The sequence below is a fragment of the Halorubrum xinjiangense genome (genome assembly GCF_049604745.1).
In the GTDB taxonomy this organism is placed as follows: domain Archaea; phylum Halobacteriota; class Halobacteria; order Halobacteriales; family Haloferacaceae; genus Halorubrum; species Halorubrum xinjiangense_A.
In genome coordinates, this window is sequence record NZ_CP187140.1 from 794,187 (window position 1) to 814,443 (window position 20,257).

Below are 20,257 nucleotides of genomic sequence, written 5' to 3' on the forward strand. Positions count from 1 at the left end.
TTCCGGAAACCTGCCTTAACCTACGCTATAGGTGGTTAAACGCGATGTGCGTACAGGATAATTCGATTTCCAAATTGTTCCAAATCAAATTGTGTTTTGGAACGAAGCTAAGTTCAGAGTAGAAGAAAGTTTGACTACGGATGCCAACAGGGTATAGCGTGTGACACATGGCAGACACGCTTAGGGAATTCTTTGAGCTGCGTGGCGGGATCGGCCTTCTTGTCGTATTGAAAGGTGGATCAAAACGATTCAAGCATCTGAACGAGCGATTACAGATTAGTTCATCAACTTTGTCGAAGCGGATTGGGGAAGCGAAAGACCTCGGGCTGATTACCCCAGAAATCGATGACCGGGAGACATCGGTGAAGAATCAGTATCGGGTTACAGAGCGTGGGCAGTATGTAGTAGCAAAAATGGAGCGATTAGACATCGTCCACGCGTATCGAACAATGCTTGATATGCAGGCACAAGTTGAGGATGGAAAGCACGAACTGGTGGAGTGGATTGAGGGTGAGAAGACGAAAGAGGAGTTAGCGAGACGCAGTGACAGCGATCCGTACGTTGATCCGTTCGGTGAAGATGTGACGGGCTTCTCCGGTGAAGACTCGGATCGAGATTATGATGATGAGTTCTTTACTAAGGAATAACTCTCCGAGTGACTTTATTTCGAGATATTGTTTCTTGAGACCGTAGATCACTACGACTGCGCACTGAGCATCAAGAAGGACGGAAAACCTATTACCCCTTACGAGAAATATCTTGTATGGAACAGAACATCATCGAACGGAACTTCGTTGTGAGCTTTCTCCTCGGCTTAGGCGTCATCATGATGATGGCATTTGTTGGAGAACGGCTTGCAATTGGTCTGTTAGAATACGGTGTTCCATACGGAGAATGGATTGGTGTCGGTATCGGAGCAATTGCTGTCTTTATCGCATTTGCAGCGGTGTACACTCGCTTCGATTCAGTCTACGGAGATAGACTGTAGCTATTCCTCGTTCAGCTTACCAGCATTACTGATCAGATTGGCAGTATAAGCCAGATCATTTCGGTGGAAGGGCGTCATCATATTCGTCGTCAAGGATTTCGGAACAATCAACGGGAATACTACTCCACGCGTTCTTCACAACCTCGTACCCAGTCCACCCTTCCGTTCGAATCATCTCCACGGTTGCCTCGCAGAATTCAGGCTTTTCGATGAGGTCGTTGTCAAGTAAGATGTAGAGGAGATACGGTGGTCCCACAACGTCGATGTCGTACCCGTTGTCATTGATGAGACGCCGAATTGACCGTCTCGCAGCTGAGTCAAGGATCGTTACAATCTGATACGACGAACCGTGTTCAGAAAGTTCCTGCTTGAGCGATTGCTCGCCTGCATCTGGCCCATGCGGGCGGGGAACGACAGTTACGCACGACCACGGCGACGAATCCTCGTCTAGATGTTCAAGAACACGTTGGCTTCCTCGTTTCAAGTAGTGCTCACGGCTACCCTCAGGCGGGTATTTGTTCGAGTTGACGTGGTTTTGGAGTTCGTGCTTGCAGACGTTTGTCGTTGTAAGATGAATCGCGTCTTTCAGTCGTTCCCACTGAGCGGTGTTCGCAACCGCGATCAAAGAACTCGTATCAGCCAGTATCGGATAGCGAGCCTCACTCGCCATCGCTGTCCGTCAAGAATTCAGACGTGTCTCGTTCCATAGCCGCCTCGAACGACTCTTTCTCCTCTTCCATCCTATCGAGTTTCTCACCGAGAAGGACACGGGCCACGTCCTCACCGATCTCACCACGACTGTATCGTTCGTACACCGCAATCTTGTCTTGTTCATCTAACGACTGTCGGAGCATTTCGACCAGCCCGACTCGGGCGAGTTCGCTCACGTTGACGCCACCGATGTGGATCTCATCGAGGAGCTCCGCGGCCTCTTTTTCGGCTCCGGCACGGAACTGAATCGTCTTGTCGTAGCTTGATCCGCTCATACTTGATGTTCGACATGGAGAGGCATATATGTTATGACGCGTACTTACTTGTCGTTACAAGTGGCGAAGAACGTAGCACTACCAGACAGGTCACCCTCTCTCAAAGGGTGCGATATGAGTTAGGAACCGCGCAGATCATTCGTCTTTAGCTAAGCGAAGAACCGCATGACAGCAGCGGCTTATCGAGGCTACTTTTTGAGAGGAATGAGGAGGCGGCAAGTGTGCACCAAGACGCCTCCTCATCAAGAATCATGCGTCGGCTTACTACACTGTTTCCCTCTGAGTTCCTCGAAGAGCACGCCGAGGAACTCGGCGTGGTCGAGCGTGAGGGCAAACTTCAGATTCCCGTCCTCGTGTGGGCGCTCGTGTTCGGCTTCGCCGCAGGCGAGAGCCGAACACTCGCTGGATTTAGACGCAGCTACAACTCTACAGCCGATGAGACGATCTCTCCCGGTGGCTTCTATCACCGGTTGACACCGTCACTTGCAGAGTATCTCCGCGACCTCGTCGAGCGTGGTCTCGACGAGGTCGCTGTTCCCGACGCTGTTGACGCTGATATCAACCGATTCAGGGACGTGATGATCGCTGATGGAACGGTGTTGCGGTTGCACGAGTTCCTTTCCGACGAGTTCCAAGCTCGCCACGAGGAGCAGGCTGGAGCGAAGCTCCACCTGCTCCACAATGCCACCGACCAGACGATTGAACGGATCGATGTGACCGATGAAAAAGCGCACGACAGTACGCTGTTCAAGACGGGATCGTGGCTGCGTGGACGGCTGGTTTTGTTCGACCTAGCGTACTTCAAGTACCGCCGCTTTGCGCTGATCGACGAGAACGACGGCTACTTTGTGAGCCGGTTGAAGCAGAACGCGAATCCGGTGATAACAGAGGAGTTACGGGAATGGCGCGGGCGCGCCATTCCCTTAGAAGGGGAGAAGATCCACGACGTGGTCGGTGATCTCTCGCGGGAGTACATTGACGTAGAGGTCGAAGCGGAGTTCAAGCGGGGTCAGTACGAGGGAACACGGTCGCTAGACACGAAGCGGTTCCGCGTCGTCGGCGTCCGGGACGAGGACGCCGACGACTACCATCTGTACATCACAAATCTACCGAGAGAAGAGTTTTTCCCGGCAGATCTAGGGACGCTATATCGGTGTCGATGGGAGGTAGAAACGCTGTTTCGTGAGTTGAAGACGCAATACGAACTAGATGAGTTCGACACGAGCAGCCCTGTTGTGGTGGAGATTTTGCTGTATGCGGCGTTGCTGTCGCTGCTAGTGAGCCGTGAGTTGTTGGATCTGGTCTCCGAGCAGGCTGACGACGAGATCGTGTTTCCACCGGAACGCTGGGCGGCGACCTTCCGGTCGCACGCCCAGCTCATTCTTCACGAACTCGGTGAGTTCCTCGGCTACTCACCACCGCCGCTGTTGGAGCGGCTGATCGAAGACGCACAAAAGATCCACCAGCAACGACCGATCTTACAAGAGACGCTCGCTACCGCTACTCAACCAAGGTGTGAGGCTTAACTAAAGACGAATGCCGCGCAGATGGGTTTAATCTCATAAATGTTTCTCAATTGGTTGTTTGTAGAAATCTAAACTGCCATGTTGCAGCGAAATCACGCACAGCCACTAGACGCAGAGTGAGGCCGCTTCGGTCGTCCGTGGCGGTCTCGGCGACACTCAGCCGCGAAAGAGGTTGACCACTTCGTCGACAACGTCCGACTCAACGGCGAGGATGTACTGTTCCGACGGTTCCAGCATCGTTTCGGGGCCGGCGAGCGCCTCTCGATCCGACGTGGAAATGAGGAGACTGCCTGCCGGGAGGGCGATCTCGTCGAGCCGGCGGCCCGCCACGGGGGCAGACTCGGCGACCGTCACCTCGATGATATCGAGGTCCGCGGTGGGGAACACGAGCGTCCGGATCTCCTTGCCTGTGAGCATATCCGCCGCGTGGTCGCCACTGAGCGACTGCGGGAGGAGCGTGGCATCGACCACCTCGTCGTGTTCCTGCTCGGTCCGGGTCTCCGATCTGGCCAGCGTGCGGATCGACGGCGCGAGGTAGTGAGCCGTCATACAGATCTCCGTGTTCGTTTCTGTCTTGTCGGTGAGCGCGGCGATGGCGTCGGCGTCGGGTAAGTCCGCCTGCCTGAGAATCGACTGGCGCGTGGCGTCGCCGTGGATCACCGGGCCGAGATACGCGTCGGACAGCTCCTCGACACGGTCCCCGTCGATCTCGATCAGCAGCACCTCGTGACCCTGTTCGGTGAGGTTCTCGGCGGTCTGTAGCCCGACGCGCCCGCCGCCGGCGATGACGAACCGCTTTGACTGGCTCATCGAGTCACGTTTCAACGCCCTGATCCTTCAATCCGGCCTGAATTCCTGTGCGTCCGGGAGGGGGGTTCCGCGGCGCCTCTCGAGCGTAGATATCAGCCCCCGCCACGATTCCGAGACCGGCCAAATTCACCCGAGAGATAAAGTGGAGAGAATATAATACATCGGAGCGAACGATGGACGACACGGGACCCGAAGACCCGGAGCGATGAGCGGGAGTCAGACTCGGTCACCGGAGGCCGAGCTCGGACTGCTCGACGCGACGATGATCGGCATGGGAGCGATGATCGGCGCGGGGATCTTCGTGTTGACCGGGTTGGCTGCCGAGATAGCCGGTCCGGCGGCGATAATCGTCTTCGCCCTGAACGGCGTCGTCACCGCGTTCACGGGGCTCTCGTACGCCGAACTCGCCAGTTCGATCCCGAAGAGCGGCGGCGGGTACGCCTTCGTCCGCGAGATATTCGACGACCTCTCGTCGTTCATCATGGGGTGGATGCTCTGGTTCGCCTACATGATAGCGGGCGCGCTGTACGCCCTCGGGTTCGCCCCGAACTTCCTCGAACTGCTCCACGTGTACGGGGTCGTCCGCCCGCCGGGGGAGGTCGGCGCCGTCGTCATCCCGGTCATCGATGCCGCGGTCGCGCCCGGGTTCCTACTGGCGTTCGTCGCCGTCTTCGGGTTGGTAGCGCTCAACGCCGTCTCCACGGCCGCCAGCGGGAAGGCCGAGACGGTGTTCACGATCATCAAAGTGAGCATCCTGGTGGTGTTCGTCGCCTTCGGGCTGGCGTCGCCGATGTTCTCGGGCGCCGAGTTCCAGCCGCTGTTCCCCGCCGGCAGCGGGGCGGGTGCGGTCCTCCCGGCGATGGGTCTCACGTTCATCGCCTTCGAGGGGTACGACCTCATCACCACGGTCACGGAGGAGGTGAAGAACCCGCGCGAGAACATTCCGAAGGCTATCTTCGTGAGCCTCGCCGTGACCGTGGTCGTCTACCTGGCCGTCGTCACCGTCGCCGTCGGGACGCTCGGGGCGGGGGGCCTCGCGGACGCGGGGGAGGCGGGGATCGCCACGGCGGCGACCTCCTTTATGCCGACGGGGATCCCGATCATTCAGAACGGCGGCGCGCTCGTCGTCTTCGGCGCGGTGTTCTCGACGTTGACCGCGCTGAACGCGGTCGTGATCGCCTCCTCGCGGGTCGCGTTCTCGATGGGACGCGAGGGACAGCTGCTCCCCTCGTTCGGTCAGATCCACCACCGCTACGGGACGCCGTTCGTCGCGATCCTCGCCAGCGCGGTGGTAATGCTCGGTTCCGTCGCGCTGCCGACTCAGAGCGCCGGCAACATGTCGAGCCTCTTCTTCCTGTTGTCGTTCGTCATCGTCAACGTCGCCGTGATCAGGCTGCGCCGCGAGCGGCCCAACATGCACCGTCCCTACGAGATGCCATTCTACCCGGCCCCGCCGCTGATCGGCATCGCGCTCAACCTGGTTCTGACCGGGGTGCTCGTCGAATACCTGCTGCGGACGGACCCGTTGGCGTTGGCGCTCAGCGCCGGGTGGATCCTGCTCGGCGTCGTCGCGTACCTCGTGCTCAACAGGATTCGCGCGGAGCCGGAGGCGGGACCGGCGGTCGCCGACACCGACATCACCCCGGAGACGGAGGACTGAACCAATGCCAAGCGCACTCAACATCGTGATCGCGGGCGGCGGACGCGTCGGCTTTCAGACGGCGGAGATCCTCGCGGAGCGCGGCCACGAGGTGACGATCATCGAGCGCGACGAGCGGATCGTCTCCGAAATCGCCGACGAGTACGTCGCGACGGTGATACGGGGCGACGCGACGAACCCCGACATCATCGAGCAGGCCGGCATCGAACGGGCCGACGCGATCGCGGCGCTCACGGGCGAGACCGGACTGAACCTCGCTGTCTGCTTGGCCGCGGCGGAGTTGGCCCCGGAGATTCGGACGGTCGCCCGTATCGACCGCGCCGCCGGCACGGCATACACTCGGTTCGTCGACGCGGTGTTGTTCCCCGAACGCGCCGGCGCCCGCGTGGCGGCGAACGAGGTCATCGGCAGCGACGTCCAGACGCTGGCGGACGTGACCGGAGACCTCGACATCATGCTCATCCGCGTTGCGGAGGGAGCGCCCGCCGCGGACAAGTCGCTCTCCGAGGTCCGTTTCCCAGCCGGGGCGCTGGTCGTCTCCGACGACGACGGCCAGCGGATCGCCCGGCCCGATACGACGCTGACGCCGGGGAGCCGCTACATCGTCGCGGTCGAGCCCGACGTCGCCGACGAAGTGATGAACCTCCTACAGGGATAGGGAGACGGCGGCTTGTGGGCGGCGGCTCGCCCTACTTTCCGTCGAGCGGCCACTCCGCGTCGAGTTCGCGATGAGTGAACGGGAGAGCGTCCTCGCCGCTGTAGCTCGCGACGAGGTGACCGTCACCCTCGAGGTAGTACTTGTACGTCGTGAGCCCCTCCAGCCCGACCGGACCGCGGGCGTGGATCTTCCCGGTCGAGATGCCGACCTCGGCGCCGAGCCCGTAGCGGTAGCCGTCCGCGAACCGCGTCGACGCGTTGTGGAAGACGCTCGCGGCGTCGACGCCGGTCATGAACGCCTTCGCCGTCTCCGGATCCTCGGTGAGGACCGACTCGGTGTGTTTCGAGCCGTGCCTGTTGACGTGGTCGATCGCGTCGTAGGCGTCGTCGACGACCTTGATCGACAGTTCGAGGTCGCCGTACTCCGTGTCCCAGTCGTCGTCGGCCACGGGGGCGAGGTCGACGACCTCGCGGGTCCGCTCGTCGCCGCGGAGTTCGACGCCGCTTTCCTCGTAGCGCGCAACGAGGTCCGGGAGGAGGGCGTCCGCGACCGACTCGTGGACGAGCAGCGTCTCGACGGCGTTGCACACCGCCGGGTACTGGACCTTCGCGTCGAAGGCCACGTCTTCGGCCATCGACAGGTCGGCGTCCGCGTCGACGTAGACGTGACAGATCCCCTCGGTGTGGCCCAGCACGGGGATCTGGGTGTTCTCTTGGATGTAGGAGACGAACTCCGAGGAGCCGCGCGGCATCACCAGATCGACGCGGTCGTCGAGCTCGAGCAGGCGGTCGACCTCCTCGTGGGCCTCGATGAGCGCGGCCCACCCGTCGGGGAGGTCGGCGGTCGCCTCGATTATCGCCTCGTGGAGGACGCGGTTCGACTCGCTGGCCTCGCTGCCGCCCTTGAGGACGACGGCGTTGCCCGACTTCAGCGCGAGCGCCGCGATCTGAACCAGGGCGTCGGGCCGCGACTCGAACACCGTCGCGACGACGCCGATCGGCACCGCGACCCGATACAGCTCCAAGTCCTCATCGAGCTCGCGCGCTGCCAGCGTCTCGCCGAGCGGGTCGTCCTGCTCCGCGACGGACTCGACCATCGACGCGATCTCCTCGACCTTCGTCTCGTCGAGCTTCAGGCGGTCGACCAGGGCCTGCGTGTACTCGCCGTCCGCGAGCATCGCCTCGGCCTCCTCGACGTCGACCGCGTTCGCCTCCAGGATCTCCGACTCGCGCTCTCGGATCGCGTCGGCGATCGACCGGAGCGCCTCGTTCCGGGTCGCCTCGTCGGCGTTGGCGAGCCGCAGGGCCGCGCGCTCGGCCCGGCGGGCCAGCTCGTCGGTGTCCGCTTCCACGTCGGTGTCCGGTTCGGTGTGGCTCTCACTCATGCTCGTCACCCGTCTTCGGCACGAATAGCGTGCCCGTCGGCTTACCCGCTGCGATCCGCGCTAACACGTCGCGCTCTGCCGAGCCCGCGATGATCGCGGGGATCCCGTGGCGGCTCACGTCATGGGCGCCCTCCACCTTCGTGCGAATCCCGCCGAAGTCGGTCTCGGTGCCGCCGCCGACGATCTCGCGGAGCCGCTCGTAGCCGTCGTCGACCGCCTCGATCAGCTCCGCGTCGTCGTCGCGCTTCGGGTTCCCGGTGTAGACGCCGTCGACGTCGGTGAGCGTCACGAGGAGGTCGGCGTCGAGCCCGATCGCGATCGACGCCGACAGCATGTCGTTGTCTCCGATCCGCAGCTCGTCGGTCGCCACCGCGTCGTTCTCGTTGACGACGGGGATGACCCCCCACGACAGCAGCGTCTCGACGGTGTTCGTGAAGTTGTCGAAGCGCTCGGGTGCGTCGAGGTCGGTCCCGGTCACGAGGATCTGCGCGACGTCCTGGTCGAACCGCTCGAAGCTCTGCGTGTAGTGGCGCATCAACAGTCCCTGGCCGACCGTCGAGAGCGCCTGACTCTCCGCGATGGAGTCGACGCCGTCCCGGGACTCCGGCCCTTCGTCGAGCCGGCCCGTGCCGGCGCCGACCGCGCCCGAGGAGACCAACACGACCTCCGTGCCGCGCTCGCGGAGGTCCATCACGTCGGCGACGAGCTTGTCGAGCTTCACGCGGTCGAGCCGGGAGTCGTCGTCGGTCAGCGAGTTCGTCCCCGCCTTGACAATCACGCGGTCGGCCGCGGCCGCCATCTGTCTGGCGGCTTCGACGCGTTCCCCGTCCGTCGCGCCGACCCGTTCGAGGCTCGCGTCCTCAGGCATCGTCGAACGCCTCAGCAAGCTCGCGGGACCGGCGCTCTGCGGCCGCGACGGCCTCTTCGACCGCCGCGTCGGCGTCGCTGTCCCACAGCACCTCCATCCCCTCGATGGTCGTTCCGTTGGGCGAGCAGACCGCGTCGATGAGCTCGTCGACGCTCCGGTCGTCGCGTAACACCGTCTCCGCGGCGCCCTTGAACGTCTGGGCGGCCAGCGTCTCCGCCTGCTCGGGGTCGAGCCCGCTGTCGATCCCGCCCTGCTTCATCGCGTCGATCAGGTAGAAGGCGAAGGCGGGCCCGCTGCCGTTGACCGCGGTCGAGACGTGCATCAGTGACTCGTCGACCTCGACGAACTCGCCGACGTCGTCGAGCATCGCGCGGACCTCGTCGGTGAGCCCCTCGTTCGTCGCCGCCGCGGCCATGTCGCCGGTCTCCGCCGCGAGGTTCGGCATGATCCGGACGACTGGCGCCTCGGTGCGCTCGGCGACAAACTCGCGGGGGAGCCCCGCGGCCAGGGTGACGATCTGCTGGTCGGCGCGGAGGTCGAGGTCGTCGAGGACCGCCGGCGCGATGTCCGGCTTCACCGCGAGGACGACGATATCGGCGTCGCGCGCCGCCGCCACGTCGTCGGTCGTCTCGTCGACGGCGTCTTCGATCGCGGCGAGCGCCTCGGGGTCGAGGTCGATCGCCGTCAGATGGTACCCCTCCGTACGGGCGAGTCCCCGGAGCAGGGCGCCACCCATGTTACCGCAGCCGATAACGCTCACTCGAGTCATTTGCCTCTACGCAGTCGACGGGCGGACATACCAACTGCGGTTTTCGCAAGTTTCCGTGAGTGACCGATAATCGGCCGTTCGGGGCGGTCTACACCAGATCCGCGTACAACGAGCGGTACCGATCGGCGATCGCGTCGAGCGAGAACGCCTCGCTGCGCTCGGCGGCGGTCGCGCCGAGCTCCGCGCGGCGGTCGGCGTCGCGGAGCTCGTCGATCGCGTCGACGAACCCCTCGACGTTGTCGCCGCGGGCGTCGTCGTCTCCGCCCGGCGCGCTCCCGCCGTCGCCCTCGCTGCCCACCTTCAGACACGCCTCGCCGTCTTCCAGCCACGAGAACGTCTCGATGTCGCGCACGACGAGCGGCTTCCCGGCCGCCATCGCCTCTAAGAGGGCAATTCCCTCGTTCTCCTCGTGGGTCGGGAAACAGAAGACGTCGCCCGCGGCGTACGCGCCGCGGATGTCGTCGACGAACCCCGTGAACGTGCAGTTCGACGGCGCCTCGTCGATGAGCCGCTTCGTCTCGCGCCCCTTCAGCGACCGGTCGATGTGGCCGAACCACGCGAAGTCGATGTCCGGCATCCGGTGGGCCGTCTCGACGAACGTCTCCAACCCCTTCCGCTTGATCACGTGGCCGACCATGAACACCGTCGGCGGGTCGAGGTCGTAGCGCTCGCGGTACTCCTCTTCCAGCGACTCAAACCCGTCGAGCTTCTCGCGGTCGACGCCGTTCGAGACGACGGTCGTGGGCACGTCCGTGTATTCGCGGATCACGTCGCGGTTGTATTCGGAGGGGCAGATCAGCCGGTCGGCGAGCCCGTACGCGCGCCGCAGGTACGGCTTCAGCGGCCGCGCGAGCGCGTTCGTGAACCGGAAGCTGTCGCCGAAGTCCTCGGCGGTGACGTGGGTGTGCGCGACGACGGGAATCCCAGCCTTCCGGGCGCGGCGCGCGTACCAGACCGAGCGCGGCCCCATCAAATTGAGGTGGAGCACGTCGGCGTCCAGCGTCGGCTCCGTGGTGTACTCGATCCCCACCCGATCGAACATCTTCCGTTGGTGGTCGACGGACGCCGCCATGCCGCCGGTGACGTGCTCCTCGAACTCGAAGAAGTGGCTGACTTTCATTTCAGGCACCGGGAGCGGCCTCTGGCGCGGCCGTTCACTCGACTTCCAGCCACGGGACCTCCATCAGCGCGGGGATGTACGTCTCGATGTGGTGCTCCCAGACGCCCTCCTCGCCGAACGCCTCGCCGTGGTCGGCGGTGACGACGACATCGCCGTCGAGCTCTTCGACGAGCTCCGAGACGCTCTCTAAGGCGATCCGGAGGTTCTCCTCGTACATCGACAGCGCGGTGACGCGTGTGCCGTCCTTCACGAGGTCCTTCGGGTCGAGTTCGAGCCATAGGCCGGCCTTCTGGGCGAACTCGCTGTCGTCCAGCCGGCTCTCGATCTTCGGCCGGACCGAGTCGCTGAGCGAGGAGAGCAGCCCGCCGTCGTCGTCGCTCGCGCCGTCACCCGTTTCCTCCTCTCCCTGCTCTCTGATCCCCTTCTGGATCTGTTTGAGCTTCTGGCCTTTCCCCCGCGAGAGGTAGGGCGCGTGCGGCTGCATGTAGTGGAGGACGGTACGGTCGGCGCGCTCGACGGCGTCCTGATTGCGGTGGAACGCGTCAGCGAGCCCCTCCGGCGGGACCGTCCCGAGGTCGTCGTCCCAGTCGGTCTTCCAGACGTCGTGGATGTCGCTGATGTGCTCGGAGGCGGTCCACTCGTAGTCGCAACTGGCGCCCCACTTCAGCTCGTTCAGCGGGATCCCCAGGTCGTTGATGAAGGGGTTCCCGGAGAAGTATGCGATGTCGTGGTCGCCGGTGAACGTGCGGTAGGCCCACTCCGGCGTCGACGAGCCGACGCTGCGCCGCTTCTCGAGCGTGCCGTCGAGGTACTCGTCGTACACGTCCGCGAACACGTCGTACCGGCACGCGTCGAGCACCAGACAGTAATCCCACTCCGACTCGAGGAACCGCTGATCTTCCATTGGGTGGGTCGTCGGCCCGCCGGTACGTATGTATTCTCATTCTCGGCCCGACCGACCGCGTCGACGAATCGGAGATCGGAGGAAGTCCGGCCCGGCGGCCGCGAAGCAGACGTTTCAAGTTCGCTACGGCGCCACCTGTACTATGGACGGTCAACAACGGCGCGCGCTGATTCTCGGGGCGGGCGGCGCCGTCATCCTCCTCGCGGTGCTTTTCGTCGTCGTCGGGGTCGACCGCGTCGTCGACGCGCTGGCGGCCGCGGACCCCGTCCTCGTCGCCGCGGCCGCCGGCCTCGGCCTCTGCTGGCTCGCGGCGTGGAGCCTGATGCTCCGTGCCGTGCTGGGCGCGCTCGACGTCGAGATGTCGGTCTGGACCGCCTTTTTGGTCTACAGCGGCGCCGCCTTCGCGAACAACGTCACCCCGTTCGGCCAGGCGGGCGGCGAGCCGGTCGCCGCGGCGCTCATCTCGAAGGTGAGCGGGGCGCGGTACGAGACCGGGCTCGTCGGCATCGCGAGCGTCGACGTGCTCAACGTCGTCCCCTCGGTGTCGCTCGTGTTCCTCGGCGTGGGGTCGTACGCGGCGACCACCGCGGTCGGCGACCGCGTCGGGTTCGCCGTCGCGAGCGCGGTCGGGCTGATCGCCGCCATCGTCTCGGCGATCGCCTTCGTCTGGCGCTACCGCGTGGCGGTCGTCGACCGCGTCCCGGGCGCGGTCGGACCGTTCCTCGGGCGGTTCGACCGGTTCGACGCGGAGACGATCGAGGCCGGCCTCGCGGACCGGCTGGGGAACTTCTTCGCCGACATCGAGCGCGTCGGCACCGACCGCCCGCGGCTCCTCGGGATCGTCGCGCTCTCGCTGCTCGGCTGGCTCTTCCAGGCGGCCGCGCTCACCGCCGCGTTCGCCGCGGTCGGCCACCCGATCTCGCCGCTGATCCCGATCTTCGTCGTCCCGCTGTCGTACGTGGCGGGCGCGACGCCGCTCCCCGGCGGGCTCGGCGGCATCGAGGCCGCGCTCGTCGGCCTGCTTGTCCCGACGACCGGCGTCGCCGCGTCCGCAATCACCGCCGCAGTCTTAGTCTTCCGCGGCGCCGTCTACTGGCTCCCGATGGTGATCGGCGGGGCGTCGGCCTCCGCGCTGGGCGTGAAGGCGTTCGAGTGAGCCGGAATTTCGCGACACGGTGAGCTATCGTACCGAACGCCGGCGCAGCGCCACGCCGAGCGCGAACGCCGCGCTCCCGAGCGTCAGCGCGAGCACGAGCGCGACGACCGGACCGATCCGCAATCCGGTCAAGAGTTCGGCGCGCGGATCGAGTCCGACAACTGACGGGCGCGGCACAGCGTAGCCGCCGTCAGCGACCCCGTCGCCGCGGATGAGCGCCGCGAGCGGCGGCACCACGTAGATCCAGACCGCGGCGAGGAAGACGGCGGCCCATCCAACGAGGAGGCCGCCCTGATGCCGGCCGACGTATCCCGCTGTACCGACCGCGACGGCGACGAGACCCGCCCAGAGCGCGTATCGCCCGGCTGTTCGCACCGGTTCCCACGGCAGGACGGTGAGGAGCGACGCGGCGACGACGGCGACGGCGACCGCGCCGAGCGCACGGGCGGCGGTCCGGCCCGTGCCGAGGAGGAGGGCTTTCGAGGGCACGATTCGCGGTTGCGGCGGGAGGCAAAAAGCGCTCGGGCGACCACCGGCGATCCGCGGTCGCGTGCGGCGCGGCGTGGGACCTCTTAGAAGAACAGCCACAGCACGAGCAGCGCGTACAGCGTCACGAGAGAGATGAGCGTGAGGCGGATGAGGATGTTGACGCTGAACACGAGCCCGTTGTAGTCGTTTTTTAGGAGCTTCACCGGCTCCGTGCGGCGGCTTTCGAACCCGACCGTCGCGGGCGCGACGTCGTCGACGGCGCGGTCGACCGCGCGCTCGATGGCGTCGACGTCGGACTCGCGCATGTTCGCCAGCTCGTGGATCGACGCGTGGGTGTCCGTCGAGAAGGGGATCACCGCGTCGAACTCGTCGCGGTACGCGTCGGCGGTCGCCCGCACGTCCGGGGTGAGCCCGTTCGTGTCGACGCCGATCCAAAGGACCTCCTGACCGTCGACGCGCTCGATCATCGCCAGCGCGTCCTGCCCGGTCCGCGTCACGGCAAACCCGGCGGCGTAGTCGTCGGCGAGTTCCGCGTCGGCGAGCCGGTCGCGGAAGTCGTCGAACGCGCGCTTCAGGCGGTCGGCCTCGGCGGAGCCGTACTGGATCTCCACGTCGGGGCCGTTCTGGATGTCGTGTCTGTGCTGGTCGATCAGCAGCACGTCGTCGTGGTCGACGTCGCGCATGAACACGCCGGTGTCGTAGTCGTCGATCCCCTCGCCGTGGAGGACGATCACTTGCTTGCCGCCGAGCCGACGGCCGTGGAACCGGACGTTCGCGTATCCTTCCTGCTCACCGTAGGACTCGGTGATAAGCCGAGACGCGCGCTCAGTCCGGTCCGGATCGGCGACCGCGTCGAGGATCCGCTCCGCGTCCGCCGGGTTCGAAAGGTCCTCCTTGTGCGTACACGGGACGTGGAAGAAGAACCCGGCGTCGCCCTCGGCTGCGGTCTGGACTCCCCCGTCGGCCACGGGCTCGGCGCGCTCGGCCGCCTCGGTCTCCGCTCCGCCGTTCAGCGCATCGATCAGGTTCCCGCTCAGCTGGCCGCCGCCGAAGCCGCCGAGCGGGCCGGGATGGACCCACGGGGCCGCGACCGTGAGACGGCTCCCGTTGTCGACGGCGAACGTCTCCACGGACGGGCGGGCCTCGACGCCCAAGTCCAGCGACTCGCGGTCGTTCCGAAGGAGCCCGGAGGTGAGCGCGAACGCGGAGACGTCGGTGTTGCTCTTGATCAGGTAGTCGACGACGACGAGAACCAGCACGAGGAAGCCCGCCGCGATGAGCAGCGACGCGAACGCGAACACGTGCCGGTACGTCGTGAAGCCGAGGTCGCTGCCGCCCAGCGCGTAGAACGCGGCGATGAGCAGCGCCGGCTCCGTCAGCGACACGAGGAGGATCCGGTCGGAGCGGTCGATGCCCGTCGACACGACGAGCACCAGAATGTTGATCAGGTACAGCGTGATGAAGCTCAGCCAGATGATGCTCCAGGCGTTCCCGACGTTGTTCGCGCCGGTGAGCACCAGCGCGTACACGAACAGGACGGACTGCGAGGTGAGCGCCAGGAAGTAGCTCCACGGCCGCGGGTAGCCGTCGAGGACCCGCGGGAAGAGCTCCGCGGCGACGACGAACGGGATCAGGAAGATGAGCGCGGCCACCGGCACGATTCGGGACGGATCCGGCGCGAACGGCGTGAAAAGCCAGATCCCGCCGAACGTGCCGACGGCGTACACGGCGCTGAGCACGACGAGCGCGGCCGACTGAACCCTGAGCGAGGGCACCGAGAAAATGAACCGCTGAAAGGCGTCGACGTTGTCCGCACCCATCTACGCGGTCACCCCGTATATCGATTCGAGCTCGTCTATCGTCTGTTCCACCGAATACTGCTCGACGGCCGTGCGGGTGTCCCTGTCGCCGTCGAGGCAGTCGCGGACCGCGCGTTCCATGTCGTCGAGGTCGCCCAGCACGAACCGCGAGCCGTTCTCGGGGCCTATCGTCTCGTCGAACGGCGCCACGTCCGCGGCGGCGACCGGGGTGCCGCAGGCGTTCGCCTCCAGCGTCGAGAGACCGAGCGTGTCGCAAGTCGACGCCGTGACGAAGACATCAAGCGCGGCGTAGAAGTCGGGGAGCTCCTCGCGGGGGAGGAAGTCGTGGAACCGGACGTTCTCCGGCGCGTCCGCCTCAAGCTCCGCGCGGACCGGCCCCTCGCCGACGAGTTCGAACCGTACCTCGGGCAGCCGCTCGGCGAGCCGGAGCGTCTCGTCGACGTTCTTCTTGTGGGTCATCCGGCCGCTGTACCCGACCACCGGCGCGTCGGCCGCGGTCGAGCCGCCGTCGGTCGCGATCGGGGCCACCCGCGCGCCCTCGCTCGGGCGGAACCGGTCCATCTCGATCCCGACGGGGAGCCGGTACGGCTTCACGTCGCGGCGGATCCGCGAGGTCGAGGCCGTGACGCAGTCGAACGCGTTCAAAAAGCGGTTCTCGTAGGCCACGTACGCCCGCCCGGCGAGTGAGGCGAGCCGCTCCGACTTGAGCCCCTGAACGAAGTAGTCCTCGACGGGGGTGTGGTGCGTGTACACCGACGTCGCGCCGTACCGCTTCGCGTAGCGGAGCCCCATGAGGCCGGTCGACGCCGGGCCGTGACAGTGGACGACGTCGAGGTCGGGGAGCGTCGACAGGCGGCGGTAGGTCGGGAGGCGATACTGTCGGTAGAAGGGGTTCGGCAGCGAGGGGACCGGTATCTCGCGTGCGTCGGGCTCGTGGCTGCTCTCCGGGTACACGACGTACACGTCGTGGCCCCGGGACTCGAGGCGGTCGCGCCACGCCTGAATGGTGTAGGTGACGCCGTCGATGCCGGGGAAGTAGCTGTCGGTGAAGAAGCCGATGTTCATGGTCGCGTCTGGCGGTTGGGGGGTTGGGGGCGGCCGGGGGCGCCGCAGAGGGGCCTGTCGGCGGGGACTGCGCCGGTCGGGGCGGCGCTCGGGTCGTCGCCCGCGCCGACGGCTACTGCGAGTACCACGGTCATTCGCGGACTTCACTACCTGACCGCTTCAACATTTTCATTTCCGGAGACGGCGCTCTGGGGCCGGCAGCGGCGGCGCGCCCCGACCCCGCCCGCTTAATCCGTCGGCGCTCGAACCGCCTGCCATGATCACGACCGACCGGATGGCGGCCGTCGACGCCAACGCGGCCGCGCTCGGCGTGCCCCGGAAACAGCTGATGGAGTCGTCCGGCAACGCGGTCGCCCGCGAGGTGCGAGCCGTCGCGGAGCCGGGCGCGACCGTCGCGCTCGTCTGCGGCCGCGGGAACAACGGCGGCGACGCGCTCGTCGCGGCGCGGTTCCTCGACGAATACGACGTCGCGGTTCACCTGCTCGGCCGCCCCGAGACGATCCGAACCGACATCGCGAGAGAGAACTGGGACGCGCTCGAAAGCGCCGAGATCTCGACCGAGACGGTCACCGACTCTCGGAGCTTCGACCTCACCGGCATCGAGGATGGCGTGTCCGACGGCGCTACCCCCGACGCCGTCGTCGACGCGATGCTCGGCTCCGGAATTTCGGGCGGCCTCCGAGAGCCGGAACGAACCGCGGCCGAAGCGATCAACGCGAGCGACACGACGGTGGTTGCGGTCGACGTTCCATCAGGGATCGACGCCGACACGGGCGACCCGACGGGCGGCCAGGATTCGGTCAGGGTACGCGCCGACCGCGTGGTGACGTTCCACGACGAGAAGCCCGGACTGGACTCGCTCGACGCCGCGGTCACGGTCGCCGACATTGGGATCCCGGCCGCAGCGGAGCGGTTTACCGGGCCCGGCGACCTGCTCGGACTCGGCCGCGACCCCGACTCGCATAAGGGTGAGAACGGCGAGGTGCTGGTCGTCGGCGGGGGACCGTACACCGGCGCGCCGACGCTGTCCGCGCTCGCCGCGCTCCGCGCCGGGGCCGACCTCGTCCGGGTGGCGTGTCCCGAGTCCGTCGCCGGCGCGGTCCAGGGGTTCTCGCCGAACCTGATCGTCCACGGGCTCCCGGGCGACCGCGTCGGCCCCGCCCACGCCGAGCGAGTCGCGTCGCTCGCGGCCGAGAACAACGTCGTCGTCCTCGGACCGGGGCTCGGGGGCGGCGACGGCACCGAGGCGTTCGTTCGCGAGTTCCTGACGGCGTTCGAGGGGCGCGCGGTCGTTGACGCGGACGCGCTCCGGACCGTCCCCGACGTCGACACCGGCGCCGACCTGATCTGTACGCCGCATCAAGGCGAACTCGTCGGAATGGGCGGCGAGACGGCTGAAGGCCCGGACGAGCGCGCCGAACTGGTCCGCGAGTTCGCGGCCGAGGTGGGCCACACGCTGCTCGTGAAGGGCGCGGTCGACGTGATATCCGACGGCGACCACGTGCGGCTGAACCGCACCGGCAACCCCGGGATGACCGTCGGCGGGACGGGGGACGTGCTTGCGGGGACGGTCGGCGCGCTCGCGGCCGTGACCGACCCGTTTCACGCGGCCGCGGTCGGCGCGTACGTCGTCGGGCGCGCGGGCGACGCCGCCGCGGAGGCGAACGGGAGCGGACTGGTGGCGACGGACTTACCCGACCGGCTGCCGGAGGCGATGCGTAATGAGTGAGGACGAAGGCGGCGGGGCCGGCGGACCGAGCGCGGAGTCCGCGGGGACGGACGCGCTGACCCACACCGACGAGTCCGGCGACGTCCAGATGGTCGACGTGGGCGCGAAGCCCGACAGCAGCCGGCGCGCGGTCGCCCGCGGCGAGATCCGGCTGACGCCGGAGACCGTCGCCGCGGTCGAGGCGGACGCGGTCGAGAAGGGCGACGTGCTCGCGACCGCCCGGATCGGCGCGGTTCAAGCGGTCAAACACACCTGGGAGACGATCCCGATGTGCCACCAGATCCCGATCACGAACGTCGACACCGAGTTCGCGGTCGGCGACGACCGGATCGAGCTGACGGTCGCGGTCGAGACCACAGGGAAGACGGGCTGCGAGATGGAGGCGCTGGAGGGCGTCACGACCGGGCTCAACACCGTCTGGGACATGGTGAAGGCCGCCGAGAAGGACGCCGACGGGGGGTATCCGGACACGCGGATCTCGGACGTCGAGGTCGTCGAGAAGCGGAAGGAGACGGTCGGGGAGTAGGGCGATCGACGGGACGCGAGCGCAGTCAGCTTAAAGGCCCGGCGAGCGTCGACGCCTCAGAACAGCCCGGTCACGTCGCCGTCGGCGTCGACGTCGATGTCCTCGGCGGCCGGCTCGGCGGGAAGGCCCGGCATCGTCATCACGTCGGCGGTCTTCGCCACGACGAAGCCGGCGCCCGCCGAGGGCGTCACCTCGCGGACGGTGAGCGTCCACCCCTCGGGGACGCCGGTGCGCGCGGCGTCGTCGGACAGCGAGTACGGCGTCTTCGAGACGCAGACGGGCAGGTCGCCGTACCCCCACCGCTCGACGCGCTCGACGTCGTCTGCCGCGCCGTCGACGTACTCGACGTCCGCGGCGCCGTACACCTCGCGGGCGACGGTCTCGATCTTCTCCCGAATCGGCGCGTCCGTCTCGTACAGCGGCGCGTACGACCCCGTCCCGGCGCGCTCGCGGACGAGTTCGGCCAAGTCGGTCGCGCCGGCGCCGCCGTCGCGGTAGGCGGTCGAGCGCGCCACCGGGATCCCGCGGTCCGCGATCGCCTCCTCCAGCGCCGCGAGTTCGGCCTCGGTATCGTCGCCGAACACGTTGATCGCGGCCACCGTCGGGATCCCGAACGACTCGGCGATCGAGACGTGTTTCGCGACGTTGTCGACGCCGGCCCGGACCGCGTCGGGGTCCGGTGAACCGAGCGCGTCGAAGTCGGTCGGCCACATCTCCAGCCCGTGGCGCTTCGCGCCGCGGACGGTGGCGACCACGACCGCGACGTCGGGGACCATCCCCTCTCGCGCGACGATGTTCCCGAACTTCTCCGCGCCGAGGTCGGCGCCGAAGCCGGCCTCGGTGACGAGGTAGTCGGCGAGCGCGGCGCCGACCCGGTCCGCGACGAGCGTGTTCGTCCCGTGCGCGATGTTCGCGAAGGGGCCGCCGTGGACGAACGCCGGGACGCCCTCGACCGTCTGGACGAGGTTCGGCCGGAAGGCGTCGCGGAGCAGCGCGGCCGCGGCGCCCGTGACGCCCAGGTCCGCCGGGGTGACCGGCTCGCCGTCCGCGTCGACGGCGAGGACGATGCGACCGATTCGCGCTTTTAAATCCTCTAGGTCGGACGCCAGCCCGAGGACCGCCATCAGCTCCGAGGCGGCGGTGATCACGAACTCGTCCTCGCGGGGGACGCCGCTCGCGGTCCCCCCGAGGCCGACGACCGTCTCGCGGAGCGCGCGGTCGTTGACGTCGAGCGCGCGCGGCCAGTGGACCCGCCGCGCGTCGACCGCCGTGTCGTTCCCTTGGTGGAGGTGGTTGTCGAGCGCGGCGGCGAGGAGGTTGTGCGCCGCCGTCAGCGCGTGGATGTCACCGGTGAAGTGGAGGTTGATCGCCTCCATCGGCAGCACCTGCGAGTACCCGCCGCCGGCCGCGCCGCCCTTGATCCCGAAGACGGGGCCGAGCGACGGCTCGCGCACGGCGACCGCGGTTCGCTCGCCAAGCTTAGCGAGGCCCTGGCCGAGCCCCACGGTCGTGACCGTCTTCCCCTCGCCCTTCGGGGTGGGCGACATCCCGGTCACGAGGACGGTCGTCCCGTCGGACGCGCTCGCCCCGTCGGCCGCGCCCGCTTCGCCGCCGACGGCCTCGCGCACCGCCGCGTGCGTGAGCTTCGCGACGCCGTCGCCGCGGCGCTCGACGTCGTCGGCGGAGAGCCCCAGATCGGCCGCGACGTCCTCGATCGGGCGGGGATCGGTCGCTCGCGCGACGGCGAGGTCGGACTCCGGTGCGCCGGTCGCGTCGCTTGCGGGATCCGTCGATGCCAT

General features: G+C 66.7%; 20 protein-coding genes. 8 read left to right on the top strand and 12 right to left on the bottom strand.

From position 1 onward, the window contains the following. Positions 1 to 167: 167 nt before the first annotated feature. Positions 168 to 647: a winged helix-turn-helix transcriptional regulator gene (locus ACOZ35_RS04975; RefSeq protein WP_424015341.1), complete on the top strand. Its 480-nt coding sequence runs from the start codon at positions 168 to 170 to the stop codon at positions 645 to 647. A 116-nt stretch (positions 648 to 763) separates the two neighbouring features. Beyond that, complete coding sequence (locus ACOZ35_RS04980; RefSeq protein WP_424015342.1) at positions 764 to 988, top strand: hypothetical protein; 225 nt, start codon at positions 764 to 766, stop codon at positions 986 to 988. A gap of 55 nt (positions 989 to 1,043) precedes the next feature. Here the strand turns inward: ACOZ35_RS04980 and ACOZ35_RS04985 are convergent, their stop codons facing one another. Next, positions 1,044 to 1,658 (bottom strand): hypothetical protein, encoded by a 615-nt coding sequence (locus ACOZ35_RS04985; protein ID WP_138007525.1) that lies wholly within the window; start codon positions 1,656 to 1,658, stop codon positions 1,044 to 1,046. Further along, positions 1,648 to 1,974 (bottom strand): hypothetical protein, encoded by a 327-nt coding sequence (locus ACOZ35_RS04990; RefSeq protein WP_138007526.1) that lies wholly within the window; start codon positions 1,972 to 1,974, stop codon positions 1,648 to 1,650. The genes ACOZ35_RS04985 and ACOZ35_RS04990 overlap by 11 nt, the downstream gene beginning before the upstream one ends. A gap of 251 nt (positions 1,975 to 2,225) precedes the next feature. Here ACOZ35_RS04990 and ACOZ35_RS04995 point away from each other — a divergent pair, with 251 nt between their 5' ends. Continuing rightward, a complete protein-coding gene (locus ACOZ35_RS04995) occupies positions 2,226 to 3,500 on the top strand; it encodes an IS4 family transposase (RefSeq protein ID WP_424016034.1) in 1,275 nt (424 codons plus the stop codon). A gap of 156 nt (positions 3,501 to 3,656) precedes the next feature. On the opposite strand, the gene ACOZ35_RS05000 is transcribed toward ACOZ35_RS04995, so the two are convergent. Further along, a complete protein-coding gene (locus ACOZ35_RS05000; protein WP_424015343.1) occupies positions 3,657 to 4,310 on the bottom strand; it encodes a potassium channel family protein in 654 nt (217 codons plus the stop codon). Positions 4,311 to 4,515: 205 nt separating this feature from the next. Here ACOZ35_RS05000 and ACOZ35_RS05005 point away from each other — a divergent pair, with 205 nt between their 5' ends. After that, positions 4,516 to 5,970 carry an APC family permease gene (locus ACOZ35_RS05005; RefSeq protein ID WP_424015344.1) on the top strand — a complete coding sequence of 485 codons (1,455 nt, stop codon included), beginning with the start codon at positions 4,516 to 4,518 and terminating at the stop codon, positions 5,968 to 5,970. Between the two features lie 4 nt (positions 5,971 to 5,974). Next, positions 5,975 to 6,628 carry a potassium channel family protein gene (locus ACOZ35_RS05010; RefSeq protein ID WP_424015345.1) on the top strand — a complete coding sequence of 218 codons (654 nt, stop codon included), beginning with the start codon at positions 5,975 to 5,977 and terminating at the stop codon, positions 6,626 to 6,628. A gap of 31 nt (positions 6,629 to 6,659) precedes the next feature. Here ACOZ35_RS05010 and ACOZ35_RS05015 read toward each other — a convergent pair whose 3' ends face one another. The 5 genes from ACOZ35_RS05015 to ACOZ35_RS05035 all read right to left on the bottom strand — a co-directional run bounded on the left by ACOZ35_RS05015 (position 6,660) and on the right by ACOZ35_RS05035 (position 11,673). Beyond that, positions 6,660 to 8,021 carry a glutamate-5-semialdehyde dehydrogenase gene (locus ACOZ35_RS05015; RefSeq protein WP_424015346.1) on the bottom strand — a complete coding sequence of 454 codons (1,362 nt, stop codon included), beginning with the start codon at positions 8,019 to 8,021 and terminating at the stop codon, positions 6,660 to 6,662. Further along, on the bottom strand, positions 8,005 to 8,880 hold the full coding sequence (proB, locus tag ACOZ35_RS05020) for a glutamate 5-kinase (RefSeq protein ID WP_424015347.1): 876 nt from the start codon (positions 8,878 to 8,880) through the stop codon (positions 8,005 to 8,007). The genes ACOZ35_RS05015 and proB overlap by 17 nt, the downstream gene beginning before the upstream one ends. Then, complete coding sequence (gene proC, locus ACOZ35_RS05025) at positions 8,873 to 9,649, bottom strand: pyrroline-5-carboxylate reductase (RefSeq protein ID WP_424015348.1); 777 nt, start codon at positions 9,647 to 9,649, stop codon at positions 8,873 to 8,875. Before proC ends, proB begins: the two co-directional genes overlap by 8 nt. An 88-nt stretch (positions 9,650 to 9,737) precedes the next feature. Further along, complete coding sequence (locus ACOZ35_RS05030) at positions 9,738 to 10,769, bottom strand: glycosyltransferase family 4 protein (RefSeq protein ID WP_424015349.1); 1,032 nt, start codon at positions 10,767 to 10,769, stop codon at positions 9,738 to 9,740. Between the two features lie 34 nt (positions 10,770 to 10,803). Next, positions 10,804 to 11,673 carry a hypothetical protein gene (locus ACOZ35_RS05035; RefSeq protein ID WP_424015350.1) on the bottom strand — a complete coding sequence of 290 codons (870 nt, stop codon included), beginning with the start codon at positions 11,671 to 11,673 and terminating at the stop codon, positions 10,804 to 10,806. A gap of 142 nt (positions 11,674 to 11,815) precedes the next feature. Between ACOZ35_RS05035 and ACOZ35_RS05040 the strand changes: the two genes are divergently transcribed. Then, complete coding sequence (locus ACOZ35_RS05040) at positions 11,816 to 12,829, top strand: lysylphosphatidylglycerol synthase transmembrane domain-containing protein (protein ID WP_424015351.1); 1,014 nt, start codon at positions 11,816 to 11,818, stop codon at positions 12,827 to 12,829. Between the two features lie 24 nt (positions 12,830 to 12,853). Here the strand turns inward: ACOZ35_RS05040 and ACOZ35_RS05045 are convergent, their stop codons facing one another. From ACOZ35_RS05045 to ACOZ35_RS05055, 3 genes are all read right to left on the bottom strand, one after another. Continuing rightward, on the bottom strand, positions 12,854 to 13,318 hold the full coding sequence (locus tag ACOZ35_RS05045) for a hypothetical protein (protein WP_424015352.1): 465 nt from the start codon (positions 13,316 to 13,318) through the stop codon (positions 12,854 to 12,856). 83 nt (positions 13,319 to 13,401) lie between these two features. Then, positions 13,402 to 15,138, bottom strand: coding sequence for a DUF2070 family protein (locus tag ACOZ35_RS05050; protein WP_424015353.1), 1,737 nt, complete (start codon positions 15,136 to 15,138; stop codon positions 13,402 to 13,404). Further along, on the bottom strand, positions 15,139 to 16,203 hold the full coding sequence (locus ACOZ35_RS05055; RefSeq protein ID WP_424015354.1) for a glycosyltransferase: 1,065 nt from the start codon (positions 16,201 to 16,203) through the stop codon (positions 15,139 to 15,141). It abuts the gene before it with no gap. 256 nt (positions 16,204 to 16,459) lie between these two features. Here ACOZ35_RS05055 and ACOZ35_RS05060 point away from each other — a divergent pair, with 256 nt between their 5' ends. Beyond that, entirely contained in the window at positions 16,460 to 17,932 is a 1,473-nt protein-coding gene (locus ACOZ35_RS05060) for an NAD(P)H-hydrate dehydratase (RefSeq protein WP_424015355.1), read from the top strand. Next, positions 17,925 to 18,458 carry a cyclic pyranopterin monophosphate synthase MoaC gene (gene moaC, locus ACOZ35_RS05065; protein ID WP_424015356.1) on the top strand — a complete coding sequence of 178 codons (534 nt, stop codon included), beginning with the start codon at positions 17,925 to 17,927 and terminating at the stop codon, positions 18,456 to 18,458. Before ACOZ35_RS05060 ends, moaC begins: the two co-directional genes overlap by 8 nt. A gap of 56 nt (positions 18,459 to 18,514) precedes the next feature. On the opposite strand, the gene ACOZ35_RS05070 is transcribed toward moaC, so the two are convergent. Next, on the bottom strand, positions 18,515 to 20,257 hold the full coding sequence (locus ACOZ35_RS05070) for a formate--tetrahydrofolate ligase (protein WP_424015357.1): 1,743 nt from the start codon (positions 20,255 to 20,257) through the stop codon (positions 18,515 to 18,517).

Bases quoted from the DNA above. Each gene is read 5' to 3' on its own strand.
- ACOZ35_RS04975 (WP_424015341.1), top strand. From the start codon at position 168: ATGGCAGACACGCTTAGGGAATTCTTTGAGCTGCGTGGCGGGATCGGC.
- ACOZ35_RS04980 (WP_424015342.1), top strand. From the start codon at position 764: ATGGAACAGAACATCATCGAACGGAACTTCGTTGTGAGCTTTCTCCTC.
- ACOZ35_RS04985 (WP_138007525.1), bottom strand. From the start codon at position 1,658: ATGGCGAGTGAGGCTCGCTATCCGATACTGGCTGATACGAGTTCTTTG.
- ACOZ35_RS04990 (WP_138007526.1), bottom strand. From the start codon at position 1,974: ATGAGCGGATCAAGCTACGACAAGACGATTCAGTTCCGTGCCGGAGCC.
- ACOZ35_RS04995 (WP_424016034.1), top strand. From the start codon at position 2,226: ATGCGTCGGCTTACTACACTGTTTCCCTCTGAGTTCCTCGAAGAGCAC.
- ACOZ35_RS05000 (WP_424015343.1), bottom strand. From the start codon at position 4,310: ATGAGCCAGTCAAAGCGGTTCGTCATCGCCGGCGGCGGGCGCGTCGGG.
- ACOZ35_RS05005 (WP_424015344.1), top strand. From the start codon at position 4,516: ATGAGCGGGAGTCAGACTCGGTCACCGGAGGCCGAGCTCGGACTGCTC.
- ACOZ35_RS05010 (WP_424015345.1), top strand. From the start codon at position 5,975: ATGCCAAGCGCACTCAACATCGTGATCGCGGGCGGCGGACGCGTCGGC.
- proB (WP_424015347.1), bottom strand. From the start codon at position 8,880: ATGCCTGAGGACGCGAGCCTCGAACGGGTCGGCGCGACGGACGGGGAA.
- proC (WP_424015348.1), bottom strand. From the start codon at position 9,649: ATGACTCGAGTGAGCGTTATCGGCTGCGGTAACATGGGTGGCGCCCTG.
- ACOZ35_RS05030 (WP_424015349.1), bottom strand. From the start codon at position 10,769: ATGAAAGTCAGCCACTTCTTCGAGTTCGAGGAGCACGTCACCGGCGGC.
- ACOZ35_RS05035 (WP_424015350.1), bottom strand. From the start codon at position 11,673: ATGGAAGATCAGCGGTTCCTCGAGTCGGAGTGGGATTACTGTCTGGTG.
- ACOZ35_RS05040 (WP_424015351.1), top strand. From the start codon at position 11,816: ATGGACGGTCAACAACGGCGCGCGCTGATTCTCGGGGCGGGCGGCGCC.
- ACOZ35_RS05050 (WP_424015353.1), bottom strand. From the start codon at position 15,138: ATGGGTGCGGACAACGTCGACGCCTTTCAGCGGTTCATTTTCTCGGTG.
- ACOZ35_RS05055 (WP_424015354.1), bottom strand. From the start codon at position 16,203: ATGAACATCGGCTTCTTCACCGACAGCTACTTCCCCGGCATCGACGGC.
- ACOZ35_RS05060 (WP_424015355.1), top strand. From the start codon at position 16,460: ATGATCACGACCGACCGGATGGCGGCCGTCGACGCCAACGCGGCCGCG.
- moaC (WP_424015356.1), top strand. From the start codon at position 17,925: ATGAGTGAGGACGAAGGCGGCGGGGCCGGCGGACCGAGCGCGGAGTCC.
- ACOZ35_RS05070 (WP_424015357.1), bottom strand. From the start codon at position 20,257: ATGGCATCGACGGATCCCGCAAGCGACGCGACCGGCGCACCGGAGTCC.